Consider the following 14227-nt stretch of genomic DNA (forward strand, 5'->3'; position numbering starts at 1 on the left):
ATGGCGATTACCTCTGCAAACCAGCTTGAGCTGCTGCAAACCGCCGAAGCCGTTGCGCGCGAAAAGATGATCGACCCCGGTCTCGTGGTCGAAGCGATGGAAGAATCGCTCGCCCGGGCCGCGAAATCCCGCTACGGCGCCGAAATGGACATCCGCGTCTCGATCGACCGCAAGACCGGCCGCGCGACCTTTACCCGCGTCCGCACCGTGGTCGAGGATGAAGAGCTTGAGAACTACCAGGCGGAAATGACCGTCCAGCAGGCCAAGCAGTACATGGCCGATCCGCAGATCGGCGACACCTATGTCGAAGAGGTCCCGCCGGTTGAACTGGGCCGGATCGCCGCGCAGTCGGCCAAGCAGGTCATCCTGCAGAAGGTCCGCGAAGCCGAGCGTGACCGCCAGTACGAAGAATTCAAGGACCGCGCCGGCACCATCATCAACGGTGTCGTCAAGCGCGAGGAATACGGCAACGTCATCGTCGACGTGGGCGCCGGCGAAGGCATCCTGCGCCGCAACGAAAAGATCGGCCGCGAAAGCTATCGCCCGAACGACCGCATCCGCTGCTACGTCAAGGACGTGCGCCGCGAACAGCGCGGCCCGCAGATCTTCCTGTCGCGCACTGATCCGCAATTCATGGCCGAGCTCTTCAAGATGGAAGTGCCGGAAATCTACGACGGCATCATCGAAATCAAGGCCGTGGCCCGTGACCCGGGTTCGCGCGCAAAGATCGCCGTGATCTCCTACGATGGCTCGATCGACCCGGTCGGTGCCTGTGTTGGTATGCGTGGTAGCCGTGTGCAGGCCGTGGTGAACGAACTGCAGGGCGAAAAGATCGACATCATCCCCTGGAACGAAGACCAGCCGACCTTCCTTGTGAACGCGCTGCAGCCTGCAGAAGTGTCCAAGGTGGTTCTGGACGAAGAAGCCGGGAAGATCGAAGTCGTGGTGCCCGAGGAACAGCTTTCGCTGGCCATCGGCCGCCGTGGTCAGAACGTGCGCCTGGCGTCGCAGCTGACCAACCTCGACATCGACATCATGACCGAAGAAGAAGAATCGGCCCGCCGTCAGAAAGAATTCGAAGAGCGCACGAAGCTCTTCATGGATAACCTCGACCTCGACGAATTCTTTGCCCAGCTGCTGGTGTCCGAAGGCTTCACCAACCTGGAAGAAGTCGCCTACGTCGAAGTGGACGAACTGCTGGTCATCGACGGCGTCGACGAAGACACCGCCAACGAACTGCAGGCCCGTGCCCGCGACGTGCTGGAGGCCCAGGCCAAGGCCGCGCTGGACCGTGCCCGCGAACTGGGTGCCGAAGACAGCCTTATTGAATTCGAAGGTCTGACACCCCAGATGGTACAGGCACTGGCGGAAGACGGCGTGAAGACGCTGGAAGACTTCGCCACCTGCGCCGACTGGGAGCTTGCCGGTGGCTGGACCACCGTCGAAGGCGAGCGGGTCAAGGACGACGGCATTCTCGAACCCTTCGACGTTTCGCTGGAAGAAGCACAGCACATGGTCATGAACGCACGCGTCATGCTGGGCTGGGTCGATCCCGCCGAACTGGAAGCGGAAGAGGCATCTGAAGAGGTTGAGGTTCAGGCGGACGCCTGAACCGGAAGGGGGCCGCGATGACGCGAGGCGGCGCAGACAAAGACCGGTCCGACGGTCCCGAACGCAAGTGCATCGTCACTGGCGAGGTCCAGCCCGCGTCCGGGCTGGTCCGTTTCGTGGTCGGTCCGGATGACACGATTGTCCCCGACATCCTGGAAAAGCTTCCGGGCAGGGGTATATGGGTAAAGGCGGACCGCGACGCGCTGAACGAGGCTTCGAAGAAGCACTTTGCGCGGGCGGCCCGAAAGCCGGTCAAGGTGCCGGACGACCTGGTGGGCCAGGTCGAAACCGCGCTGGTCGGACGGGTGACAAGCCTGCTGGCCATGGCGCGGAAGTCCGGCGATGCCGTCGCCGGCTATGAGAAGGTGAAGGACTGGCTTGGGAAGGACTATGCAGATGTCCTTGTTCAGGCCAGTGACGGTTCCGAACGCGGAAAGAACAAGCTTTCCACCCCTTATGGGGGCACTTTCATCGGCTGGTTGACGGCGGATGAGCTGGGCTTGGCCTTCGGTCGGGAAACTGTCATACACGCCGCCTTAGGAACTGGCGGTCTGAGCAAAAGAGTTGTAGAGGAAGCCGCAAGACTGAAAGGTCTGCGCGGCTGAAAGTGGCGGGAGGGTCCCGCCCGGAAGGATTATGAGCCATATGAGCGACAGCGACGGAAAGAAAACTCTGGGTGTACGAGGCGGTGGTCCCCGGTCGGGGAACGTGAAGCAGAGCTTCAGCCATGGCCGCACCAAGAACGTCGTGGTGGAAACCAAGCGTAAGCGGGTCATGGTGCCCAAGCCTGGTGCTGCCGGAAAGGGCGGCGCCGGAGGTGCAACGCTTGGCGATCCCTCGAAGCGGCCCGCCGGCATCACTGATGCCGAGATGGAGCGCCGCCTGAAGGCCGTGCAGGCCGCCAAGGCCCGCGAGGCCGAGGAAGAGGCACGCCGCGCAGCCGACGAAAAGGCCCGCGAAGAAGAGCGTGAGCGCCGCCGCGAGGAAGCCGAACAGAAGGCCCGCGAGGAAAAAGAGCGTGAAGAGGCTCTGAAGGCCAAGGCCGAGGAAGAAGAACGCCAGAAGCGCGAGGCCGAAGAGGCCGCCAAGCGTGCTGCTGCGGCGCCGACCCCGTCCGACCAGCCTGCCGCCGATCGCGCTGCCAAGGGCCCGGCCCGCAGCACGACGCCGGATCGCCCCGAACGCAACACGCGCAACGACAACGACGACCGCAATTCGCGCGGCAAAGGTGGCCGCGACGATGGCCGCCGGTCCGGCAAGCTGACGCTGAACCAGGCCCTGTCCGGTGGCGAAGGTGGCCGTCAGAAATCGCTCGCGTCGATGAAGCGCAAGCAAGAGCGCGCGCGCCAGAAAGCCATGGGTGGCCCCGTCAGCCGCGAAAAGGTCGTGCGCGACGTGCAGGTGCCCGAGGCGATCATGGTTGGCGAACTGGCCAACCGGATGGCAGAACGTGTGGCGGACGTGGTCAAATCGCTCATGCAGATGGGCATGATGGTCACGCAGAACCAGACGATCGACGCGGATACCGCCGAACTGATCATCGAGGAATTCGGCCACCGGATCGTCCGCGTGTCTGATTCCGACGTGGAACAGGTCATCGAGCAGAAGGAAGACGCTGCCGAAGATCTGAAGCCGCGTGCCCCGGTCGTGACCATCATGGGCCACGTCGACCACGGCAAGACCTCGCTTCTGGATGCGATCCGGAACGCCAAGGTTGTCGCGGGCGAAGCCGGCGGGATCACCCAGCACATCGGTGCGTACCAGGTGACCACCGACAGCGGCCAGACGCTGACCTTCCTCGACACGCCCGGCCACGCCGCGTTCACGTCGATGCGGTCGCGCGGTGCGCAGGTGACGGATATCGTTGTTCTGGTGGTTGCGGCGGATGACGCCGTGATGCCCCAGACGATCGAAGCCATCGCCCACGCCAAGGCCGCCGAAGTGCCGATGATCGTGGCGATCAACAAGGTCGACAAGCCCGAAGCCAATCCCCAGAAGGTCCGCACGGATCTGCTTCAGCACGAAGTGATCGTCGAAGCCATGTCGGGTGAGGTTCAGGACGTCGAGGTTTCGGCCCACACGGGTCAGGGCCTGGATGAACTGCTGGAAGCCATCGCGCTGCAGTCCGAACTTCTGGAACTGAAGGCCAACCCCGATCGCGCCGCACAGGGTGCCGTCATCGAAGCGCAGCTGGACGTGGGCCGTGGCCCCGTCGCGACCGTTCTGGTTCAGAACGGCACGCTGCGCCAGGGCGACATCTTCGTTGTCGGCGAACAGTACGGCAAGGTCCGTGCGCTGGTGAACGACAAGGGCGAACGCGTCAAGGAAGCCGGTCCTTCGGTTCCGGTCGAGGTGCTTGGCCTTAACGGGACGCCCGAAGCGGGTGACGTTCTGAACGTGACCTCGACCGAAGCGCAGGCCCGCGAGATCGCGGAATACCGTGCGCAGCTGGCCAAGGACAAACGTGCCGCCGCCGGTGCTGCAACGACGCTGGAACAGCTGATGCAGCGCGCGAAGGAAGACGAAAACGTCACCGAACTGCCGATCGTCGTGAAGGCGGACGTGCAGGGGTCGGCCGAAGCCATCGTCCAGGCGATGGAAAAGATCGGCAACGACGAGGTGCGCGTGCGGGTTCTTCACTCGGGCGTCGGTGCGATCACGGAATCGGACATCGGCCTGTCGGAAGCCTCCGGCGCACCGGTCTTCGGCTTCAACGTCCGCGCCAACGCGCCTGCACGGCAGGCGGCGAACCAGAAGGGCGTCGAGATCCGGTACTATTCGGTGATCTACGACCTCGTCGACGACGTGAAGGCGGCGGCCTCGGGCCTGCTGTCCAACGAGATCCGCGAACGGTTCATCGGCTACGCCCAGATCAAGGAGGTCTTCAAGGTCTCCAACGTGGGTCGCGTCGCGGGCTGTATCGTCACCGAAGGTGTCGCCCGCCGGTCGGCCGGTGTGCGCCTGCTGCGCGACGACGTGGTGATCCACGAAGGCACGCTGAAGACGCTCAAGCGGTTCAAGGACGAGGTGGCCGAGGTCATTTCGGGCCAGGAATGCGGTATGGCCTTCGAGAACTACGAAGACATTCGTCCGAACGACGTGATCGAAATCTTCGAACGCGAAGAGGTCGAACGGTCGCTCTGATCTGTTTCTCATTCGGAAACAAAACGCGCCCCAAATCGGGGCGCGTTTTTCGTTTCAGGGGTGTCGATCGGGTGTCTTGGCATCGGTGCGGGCAAAAGAAAGACGGACGGGAAGTTGCCTTCCCGTCCGTCTTTAAACTCGATTGACCGAAACGATGCCGGATCAGGCGGCTGCTTCGCCCGATACCGGTACGCCACGGAAGATTTGGTTGCCGACGCGGACTTCGACACGTCCGTCGGATGTGGTTCCCACATATGTGCCCTGCACCGAAACGCAGGAGCCAACCGTTATCGTTCTCAGCATAGTATCATTCTCCCCACAAGAATTGTTTCCATAATACAGGAATCCAACATGACGGGCTACCATTTGTTACACACAATGGAGGCCGAATATGAAGAATTTCTGAATCATTTCTGAGCAAAATGGCCTTTAAAGCGCTTCCCGGCCCGCTGCAACGCAGAATGTTGCGATGCAGCGAATCAGTTACAACCAGTCCCGAAGGATGGGAATCAAAGGAATGTCTGCTGGCGGCATGGGGTAGTCCCGCAAGGCCTGCGGGCGGACCCACTTCAGCACCTGACCCTCTTTCGGCTGCGGTGTGCCGTCCCATTTGCGACAGGCAAAAAGCGGCATCAGCAAATGGAAATCGTCGTAGGCGTGGGATGCGAATGTGAGGGGGGCGAGACAGGAATTCCAGGTCTCGATCCCCAGCTCTTCGTGCAATTCCCGGATCAATGCGTGTTCCGGGCTTTCGCCCGGTTCAACCTTGCCGCCCGGGAATTCCCAAAGGCCCGCCATGGATTTGCCTTCCGGGCGCTGCGCCAGAAGCACGCGCCCGTCCGTGTCGATCAATGCGACGGCCGAAACAAGGATCACCCTGGTCATGCGGAACGCCCCCGGATGGTCCGGAGGGATCGATCAAGAACGATAATCGGCATTGATCGAGATGTAGCCGTGGGTCAGGTCGCAGGTCCAGACGGTCGCGGTGCCGCCGCCAAGGCCAAGATCGACACGGATGTCGATTGTTTCGCCTTTCATGTGCTGCGAACAGGCCTCTTCGCTGTAGCCCGGGGCGCGCCAGCCCTTGTCGGCGACCTGTTCGTTGCCGAACCAGATCGACAGCTTGTCGCGGTCCGCCGCGGCGCCGGACTTGCCGACGGCCATGACGATGCGGCCCCAGTTCGCGTCTTCGCCCGCGATCGCGGTCTTCACCAGAGGAGAGTTCGCGATCGACAGCCCATGCACCTTGGCATCGGCGTCGCTGGCGGCGCCCGTCACCTGGATCTGGACGAATTTCGTGGCCCCTTCGCCGTCGCGGACGACCTGATGGGCCAGGTCCAGCATGACGCCGTGAAGGGCTTCGATGAAGGCGGTGTCCTGTGCGGTCACCTCGACGCCCGAGGCACCTGTGGCGGCGCACAGAAGCGTGTCCGAGGTCGAGGTGTCGCTGTCGACGGTGATGCAGTTGAAGGTCAGGTCGGCATTGGCCGAGACCATGTTCTGCAGCACCGCGCGATCAACCTTGGCGTCGGTGAAGATATAGACCAGCATCGTCGCCATGTCGGGCGCGATCATGCCGGATCCCTTGGCGATGCCGGCGATCTTGACGGTCTTGCCGCCGATGTCGACCGAGGCGGATGCACCCTTGGGATAGGTGTCGGTGGTCATGATGGCCTTCGCGGCCTCGGCGATGCCACCGGGTTTGAGCGCGGCGTTCAGTTCTTCCATCTTGGCGACGATCCGGTCGTGCGGAAGCGGTTCGCCGATCACGCCGGTCGAAGAGGTGAAGACGCGCGTTTCGTCGATGCCAAGCGCGGCTGCGGCCGCTTCGGTCACGCGGCGCACGGATTCGACCCCGTTCTTGCCGGTGAAGGCGTTGGAGTTGCCGGAGTTGACGACGATGCCCGCCGGGCCGTCGCCGTCACCACCGATCTTGGACTGGCAGTCCAGCACCGGGGCCGACCGGGTGGCCGACCGGGTGAACACCCCCGCCATCGACGTGCCGGGCGCGAGCCGCACCAGAAGCACGTCGGTCCGCCCCTTGTATTTCACGCCCGCCTGCGCGGTTGCGAAGTCGACGCCGTCAATCACCGGCAGGTCGGGAAAGGCCGCGGGGGCCAGGGGGGAAAGAGGGGGGGTGCCACCCATGGGATCACTCCAGCAGGTCGAGGTTCATCAGAAGTGCGGGGTCGATGCCTTCGGACCCGCTGGTATCGACATTCGCGTTTTCGACGAGCGCGTCAATATGTGCCTTCACGACGTCCTGTTCGACCTTGGCGCGCAGTTCGTCACGCACTTCGTCTAGGGTCGGGGCTTCTTTCACGCGGGTTTCTTCCAGCTTGATCACGTGCCAGCCGAACTGGGTCTGCACCGGGGCTGAGATCGCGCCGCTTTCCATGTCGACCACGGCGTTTTCGAACTCGGGCACCATCATGCCCTTGCCGAACCAACCCAGATCACCGCCGTTGGGACCCGAGGGGCCGGTGGATTTCTCTTTCGCGAGCGTGGCGAAATCCGCCCCGCCTTCCAGTTCGGTGACAAGCGCCTTCGCCTCGTCTTCGGTTTCGACCAGGATATGCGCGGCCTTGTATTCGGTTTCGGCCTCGGCGCTGGCGTAGGTGTCCTTGTAGGCCTGTTCGATGGCGGCGTCGGTCACGCCGTTTTCCAGGACCTTGCCGACTTCTTCAGCGGCGATCAGCGACCGTTCCTCGTTCTCCATCGCCAGGCGGACACGGCGGGGCGCGTCGCCTTCATAAGCGTCGGCGAGGGCGGATTGCTGCACCAGCTGATCCAGGATGCCCTTGAACAGAACTTCGGGCGGAAGCTGGCCGTATTGCGGCGGCAGAGCCTGCCGGGTCAGGATCATGTGACCTAGCGTGATGTCCTTGCCGTCAACCGTGGCGACCACGGTATCGGCGTCCGGCGTGTCCTGGGCGACCAGGGGCGACGCCACGGAAAGGGCGATGGCAAAAGCGGCCATGCGGGTGAAATGATGCGTCATTTTCCAACCTTTATTGGGCTGCGACGGGGCGCAGCGTTGACAGGGTAGGGGCGTCCCCTTACATCGCACTATGGCTTGGCGGGGCCCCCGCTTGGCGCCTGTTCTATGGGCTGCGGTGTGGGGGTACAAGGACACCTGCCAACACATCGACGTCAATAACCGGAACGGATCGCATCATGCTGGGAATGGGTACTCTCGCCAAAAAGGTGTTCGGCACGCCGAACGACCGGAAAGTCAAGGCGACCCGGCCTATCGTTCAGAAGATCAACGATCTTGAGCCCGAGTTCGAAAAGCTGAGCGATGATCAGCTGAAGGACAAGACGGAAGAGCTGGCCAAGCGCGCCATGGGCGGTGAAAGCCTGGACGCGCTGCTGCCCGAAGCCTTCGCCAACTGCCGCGAAGCCGCCAAGCGGGCCCTTGGCCTGCGCGCCTTCGACGTTCAGCTGATGGGTGGGATCTTCCTGCACCAGGGCAATATCTCGGAAATGAAGACGGGCGAGGGCAAGACGCTGGTCGCGACCTTCCCGGCCTACCTGAACGCGCTGTCCGGCAAGGGTGTGCATGTCGTCACGGTGAACGACTACCTCGCCAAGCGGGACGCCGAATGGATGTCGAACGTCTTTACCGCGCTTGGCCTGACCACCGGCGTGATCTACCCGCAGCAACCCGAGGCCGAGAAGAAGGCCGCCTATCGCTGCGACATCACCTATGCGACGAACAACGAGCTGGGCTTTGACTACCTGCGCGACAACATGAAGTCGGACCTGTCCGAGATGTCGCAGCGCGGGCACAACTTCGCGATCGTGGACGAGGTCGACTCGATCCTGATCGACGAAGCGCGGACGCCTCTGATCATCTCGGGCCCGGCGCAGGATCGATCAGACCTGTACGTCGCCATCGACCGGATCATTCCGGACATGACCGAAGAGCATTACACCAAGGACGAAAAGCAGCGTCAGGTGACCTTCACCGACGCGGGCAACGAATACCTTGAAGACCAGCTGCACGCCCGCGACCTGCTGCCCGAGGGGCAGTCGCTGTACGATCCGGAATCGACCACTGTCGTGCACCACGTGAACCAGGCGCTGCGCGCGCACGTGCTGTTCCAGAAGGACAAGGACTATATCGTCCGCAACGACGAGGTCGTGCTGATCGACGAATTCACCGGCCGGATGATGGCCGGACGCCGCCTGTCCGAAGGTCTGCACCAGGCGATCGAAGCCAAGGAAGGCGTCAAGATCCAGCCCGAGAACGTGACGCTGGCGCAGGTGACCTTCCAGAACTACTTCCGCCTCTATGACAAGCTGGGCGGCATGACCGGCACGGCGACGACCGAGGCCGAGGAATTCATGGAAATCTACGGTCTGGGCGTGGTCGAGGTTCCGACCAACCGGCCGATCGCGCGCAAGGACGAAGACGACGCCGTCTATCGGACAACGCAGGAAAAATACGACGCCATCGTGGGCATCGTGAAGGAAGCGCACGAAAAGGGTCAGCCGATCCTGGTCGGCACCACCTCGATCGAGAAGTCGGAGATCCTGTCGCTTCTGCTGACCAAGGCGGGACTGCCGCACAACGTTCTGAACGCGCGCCAGCATGAGCAAGAGGCGCAGATCGTCGCCGACGCGGGCAAGCTGGGCGCCGTCACGATTGCCACGAACATGGCGGGCCGCGGCACCGACATCAAACTGGGCGGTAACGTCGAATTCAAGATCATGGAGGCCATCGCCGCCGATCCCGAAGCCGACCCCGAGGACATCCGCGCCCGGATCGAAAAGGAACACGAGACCGACGAACAGGCAGTCAAGGACGCCGGGGGCCTTTTCGTGCTGGCCACCGAACGCCACGAATCGCGCCGGATCGACAACCAGCTGCGTGGCCGGTCGGGCCGTCAGGGCGACCCGGGCCGGTCGGCATTCTTCCTGTCGCTGGAAGACGACCTGATGCGCATCTTCGGCTCCGAACGGCTCGACAAGGTGTTGTCGTCGCTTGGCATGAAGGAAGGCGAGGCGATCATTCACCCCTGGGTGAACAAGTCGCTGGAACGCGCCCAGGCCAAGGTCGAAGGCCGCAACTTCGACATGCGCAAGCAGGTTCTCAAGTTCGACGACGTGATGAACGACCAGCGGAAACTGGTGTTCAAGCAGCGTATGGAGATCATGGAGTCGAAGGATCTGGCCGAAATCGTCGCCGATATGCGCAGCCAGGTCATCGACGAGATGGTCGAAACCTATATCCCGCCCAAGACCTATGCCGACCAGTGGGACGGACATGGGCTTTATGCCGCCGTACTGGAAAACCTGAACATCGACGTTCCGGTGATCGACTGGGTGCAGGAAGAAGGCGTGGATGACGAGGTCATCGCCGAACGTCTTGAGGAAAAGGCCGACGAATTCATGGCCTCCAAGTCCGAAGCCTTCGGTGAAGAGTCGATGCGCATGATCGAAAAGCAGGTTCTGCTGCAGACGATCGACGCGAAATGGCGCGAACACCTGCTGACACTGGAACACCTGCGGTCGGTCGTGGGCTTCCGTGGCTATGCGCAGCGCGATCCGCTGAACGAATACAAGACCGAAGCCTTCCAGCTGTTCCAGTCGATGCTGGACAGCCTGCGTGAAGACGTCACCAAGACCCTGTCGCGCATCCGCCCGCTGAGCGATGAGGAACGCGAACAGCAGCTTCGGATGATGAACCTGCAATCTGCAGCGCCCGCCGCCCCTGCGCCGGATGCAGCAGCACCGGCCCCCGCCGAGTCACCCGCCCCGGTGGCGGGCGAGGCCGTCGCGGGCTTTGATGAAAATGACCAGTCGACCTGGGGCAACCCCAGCCGGAACGCGGCCTGCCCCTGCGGGTCGGGCAAGAAGTTCAAGCACTGCCATGGTGCGCTGGTCTGACAGTCTTTCGGCAAAGGTTCGTTGAAATAACGGCCTTTGCCACAAGATTGCCCCTTTTTTCGGTCACAATTGGTTAACACGTGATCGGAGAATGTCATGGTCAAGGTCAGTACGGTCGGTATCGCAGCCGGGTCGCTTCTTCTTGCGGCGGGCGCCGGATTCTACATGCAGATGACCGGTGGCACCCCCGAACAACCCCAGATGGCCGCTCTCTCAACCGCGCCGACGGTTACCACCACGGTGGTCGAGGCCACGCCGCCCGAGGCGGAAGATGCTGTTTCCCTGAGTGAAATCGAACTGACTTCGTCCGAAATTGCGGCACCGGTCACGGCCGAGGTCTCCAAGCCCGAGATGGCTCTGCCCGAGATCACGGCGCCCTCGGACGCGGTTGCGCCCATCCTCGCCTCGGTCGAGGTGATGGAGACGGCAGAAGATCAGCTCCAGGAGGTTCCCCTGACCGAGTCGCCCGCGCCGGTCACGGCCGTTGATACCGGGACCGAGGATGAGGCCACCGGCACCGCCTGCCTTGTCGACATGACCGGCGAAAGCCGCGCCGCCGCCATGGTCGCGCTGCACCTGGTCGCGCCCTGCAATCCCGACACGACCGTCACCTTCCGCCATGACGGCATGATCTTCACCAAGGTGACCGACGCCGATGGCGTGATCGACGTCACGGTGCCCGCCCTGTCCGAAACGGCTACCTTCCTGGCCATGCTGGATGACGGCAACGGCGCCGCCGTCGAGATGGAGGTCGATACCCTTGGCTTCTATGACCGGTCCGTCGTGCAATGGCAGGGCAATGCGGGCATCGAATTGCACGCCTTCGAATTCGGCGCCGATTGGGCGGGCGACGGCCACGTCTGGTCGGGCGCCCCACGCGACGCCGCCGTTGCGGCGCGGGGCGAAGGCGGGTTCCTGACCCGCCTGGGCGACGACAGCCTGCCCGGCGCCCGCGTGGCCGAGGTCTATACCTTCCCGACTGGCACCGCGAAAATCGCCGGGGATGTCACGCTAAGCGTGGATGTCGAAGTGACGGCCGCCAACTGTGGCAAGGATATCGGGGCCGAGGTGATCGAAGTGGACGACGGCCGTGTCGGCACCCCCGGCAAGCTGTCGCTGGCCGTTCCGGGCTGCGACGCCGTGGGTGACTTTATCCAGTTGAAAAACCTCGTCAGTGACCTGAAAATCGCCGCGAGATAACTGGCGATTTCGAGGGTGGCATGGCGATCCTTCGTGCGGCGTTCTGCGCCGCACTTTTCATTCTTACGGGCAGTCTTGCAGGAGCGCAGGACGTGACGCTGTCGTCGCGCGACGGCAGCGTGACGATCCGTGGCATGCTGCTGAGCTTTGACGGCGAATTCTACCGGGTCGACACCGAATACGGCGAACTGACGGTCGACGGGTCGGGCGTGACCTGCGATGGCCCGGCCTGTCCGAACCTGCAGGCCTTCGTCGCCGAGCTCGTGATCTCGGGCGCGGCCACGACCGGCGAGGTGCTGCTGCCCGCGCTGATCGAAGGCTTCGGCCGCCGAAATGGCTATGCGATCGACCGCGAGGATGACCAGCCCGACGCCGTGACCTTCGTGCTGTCCGAACGCGGGGCCGATCAGGCGATCGGGCGTTTCACCGTGCGGTCGACCAATACCGACGAAGGCTTTGCCGACCTGCTGGCCAACGAGGCCGATATCGTCATGGCGCTGCGTGAAATCCGCCCCAATGAACTGCGCCGCGCCTTGGATGCCGGCATGGGCAACCTGCGTGCGGCGGGGCGGAACCGTGTGCTGGCGCTGGACGCGCTGGTGCCGATCGTCGCGCCGGACAACCCGGTGACCGAGATCACGATGCCGCAGCTGGCCAGTGTCTATTCCGGGCAAATTGACAATTGGCAGACGCTTGGCGGGCCGGATGCGCCGATCGCCATGCATCTGCTGGATGCGACCACCGGGCTGGGTCAGGCGGTCGAGGATCGGCTGCTGCGCCCCGTGGACGCGACGCTGGCCGATACCGCGGTGCGCCACGCCACCGACCGCGCCATCGTCGCCGCGGTCGAAGCGGATCCCTTTGCCATCGGGCTGACCACGGCGTCGGAAACCGGCGCTGCGCGGCAGGTGGCGCTGTCGGGCGAATGCGGCTTTGCCCTGACCGCCAGCCGCCGCAACGCCAAGGCCGAAGACTACCCGCTGACCGCGCCGGTGTTTCTTTACATGCCCGCGCGGCGGATGCCGAAACTTGTGCGCGAATTCCTCGCCTATACCCGCACCCCGGCGGCGCAGATGGTGATCCGCCGCGCGGGCTTCGTCGACCAGCTGCCCGAGGAGATCCCGATCGACGAACAGGGCGCGCGGTTTGCCAATGCCATCGCGCAGGCCGGGGACGAGGTCAGCCTGGGCGACCTGCAACGTATGGTCGCGACGTTGATGCCGTTCAGCCGGATGACGACATCTTTCCGGTTCGAAGCGGGGTCGAGCCTGCTGGACGCGCAGTCGCGGTCGAACGTCGAACAGCTGGCCACGGCGCTGGAAAGCGGGATGTATGACGGGCGCGAGTTGACCTTCGTGGGCTTTTCCGACGGGGAGGGTTCGGCCAGTGCAAACCGGCGCATCGCGATGACCCGGGCGCAGGCGGTGCGGCGCGCCGTGGTGGCCGCCGCGCGCACCGCCGACATGGACCGGATCGACATCGACGTGGCCGCCTTTGGCGAGGCGATGCCGATGGCCTGCGACGACAGCGCCTGGGGGCGGCAGGTCAATCGCCGGGTCGAGGTCTGGGTGCGCTAAAGCCGCATCTGGCCCGACATCTCCTCGGCCATTTTCGACACTAAATGGGCGCATCGGGTCACTTTGTCAGGCGTCATGCGGGCGGCAAGACCTGACACCGACAAAGCCGCCACCGCCTCTCCCTCCGGGCCCATGATTGCGGCAGCGACGCAGCGCAGACCGATCACGTATTCCTCGTCATCAAGCGCCGTGCCTTCCGTCCGGATCCGGGCGATTTCCCTGTGGACAGCAGCGCGGGCGGTCAGGCTGCGCGCGGTCGCGGCGGTCAGCCCGTAAAGGTCGATCAGCTGGTCGATCTGGCTGTCGTCCCATGTCGCGACAATCGCCTTTCCCATGCCAGAACAGAAGATCGGGGTGCCCCCGCCGGGCGTCGAAATCGCGCGCATGATTTCCCGGCTTTCGGCCTGCGCCACGGTGATGACATGGCCGTCCTCGATCACGCCAAGGTTCGCGGTTTCCCGCGTCGCGTCGCGCAACCGGCGCAGATAGGGCATCGCGGGGGCCAGCAGGGTTCGCGCCGTGCCCCAGGCCGCGCCGACGGTGTGCGCCCGCCGTCCGATGTGCCAGCGCCCGGTCGCGGCGTCGGCCTGCGCAAATCCACGCTGTTCCAGCGCCATCAATAACCGATGCGTCGTCGACGGCGCCAACCCGGCCGCCCGCGCCAGATCCGACAGGCGGGTGCCCTCGGGATCCTTGGCGATAAGTTCCAGCAGGGACAGGGCCCGGTCGACGGATTGAACGGCGGTGGTCATGCGCCAGACCTAGCACCTTTCCACGATACGGAAAAGTTCACCGTACGC

General features: G+C 63.7%; 10 protein-coding genes. 6 read left to right on the plus strand and 4 right to left on the minus strand.

The window, feature by feature from the left end; all coding sequences use genetic code 11:
- Genes nusA through infB form a run of 3 tightly spaced genes read left to right on the plus strand, consistent with a single transcriptional unit; the run spans window position 1 to window position 4755 of the window.
- A complete protein-coding gene (gene nusA, locus E4S58_RS09300; RefSeq protein ID WP_136636136.1) occupies window positions 1-1611 on the plus strand; it encodes a transcription termination factor NusA in 1611 nt (536 codons plus the stop codon).
- Window positions 1612-1628: 17 nt separating this feature from the next.
- Window positions 1629-2216: an RNA-binding protein gene (locus E4S58_RS09305; RefSeq protein WP_136636137.1), complete on the plus strand. Its 588-nt coding sequence runs from the start codon at window positions 1629-1631 to the stop codon at window positions 2214-2216.
- Window positions 2217-2256: 40 nt separating this feature from the next.
- Window positions 2257-4755, plus strand: coding sequence for a translation initiation factor IF-2 (infB, locus tag E4S58_RS09310; RefSeq protein ID WP_136636804.1), 2499 nt, complete (start codon window positions 2257-2259; stop codon window positions 4753-4755).
- Between the two features lie 483 nt (window positions 4756-5238).
- Here infB and E4S58_RS09315 read toward each other — a convergent pair whose 3' ends face one another.
- The 3 genes from E4S58_RS09315 to E4S58_RS09325 are packed head-to-tail and all read right to left on the minus strand — an operon-like array spanning window position 5239 to window position 7756.
- On the minus strand, window positions 5239-5640 hold the full coding sequence (locus E4S58_RS09315; RefSeq protein WP_136636138.1) for a (deoxy)nucleoside triphosphate pyrophosphohydrolase: 402 nt from the start codon (window positions 5638-5640) through the stop codon (window positions 5239-5241).
- 33 nt (window positions 5641-5673) lie between these two features.
- On the minus strand, window positions 5674-6903 hold the full coding sequence (argJ, locus tag E4S58_RS09320) for a bifunctional glutamate N-acetyltransferase/amino-acid acetyltransferase ArgJ (protein ID WP_136636139.1): 1230 nt from the start codon (window positions 6901-6903) through the stop codon (window positions 5674-5676).
- A 4-nt stretch (window positions 6904-6907) separates the two neighbouring features.
- Window positions 6908-7756, minus strand: coding sequence for a peptidylprolyl isomerase (locus tag E4S58_RS09325; protein ID WP_136636140.1), 849 nt, complete (start codon window positions 7754-7756; stop codon window positions 6908-6910).
- Between the two features lie 176 nt (window positions 7757-7932).
- On the opposite strand from E4S58_RS09325, the gene secA reads away from it, so the two are divergent.
- The 3 genes from secA to E4S58_RS09340 all read left to right on the plus strand — a co-directional run bounded on the left by secA (window position 7933) and on the right by E4S58_RS09340 (window position 13427).
- Window positions 7933-10650, plus strand: coding sequence for a preprotein translocase subunit SecA (secA, locus tag E4S58_RS09330; RefSeq protein WP_136636141.1), 2718 nt, complete (start codon window positions 7933-7935; stop codon window positions 10648-10650).
- A gap of 96 nt (window positions 10651-10746) precedes the next feature.
- Window positions 10747-11850: a hypothetical protein gene (locus E4S58_RS09335; RefSeq protein ID WP_136636142.1), complete on the plus strand. Its 1104-nt coding sequence runs from the start codon at window positions 10747-10749 to the stop codon at window positions 11848-11850.
- 20 nt (window positions 11851-11870) lie between these two features.
- The gene (locus E4S58_RS09340; protein ID WP_136636143.1) at window positions 11871-13427 is read left to right on the plus strand and encodes a substrate-binding domain-containing protein; all 1557 of its coding nucleotides are present in this window, start codon (window positions 11871-11873) and stop codon (window positions 13425-13427) included.
- Here the strand turns inward: E4S58_RS09340 and E4S58_RS09345 are convergent.
- Window positions 13424-14179, minus strand: a complete 756-nt coding sequence (locus E4S58_RS09345; protein ID WP_136636144.1) for an IclR family transcriptional regulator — start codon at window positions 14177-14179, stop codon at window positions 13424-13426. The two genes, E4S58_RS09340 and E4S58_RS09345, sit on opposite strands and share 4 nt — an antisense overlap.
- Window positions 14180-14227: the final 48 nt, after the last annotated feature.

This window comes from Pseudooceanicola onchidii (assembly GCF_004959925.1).
In the GTDB taxonomy this organism is placed as follows: Bacteria; Pseudomonadota; Alphaproteobacteria; order Rhodobacterales; family Rhodobacteraceae; genus Pseudooceanicola; species Pseudooceanicola onchidii.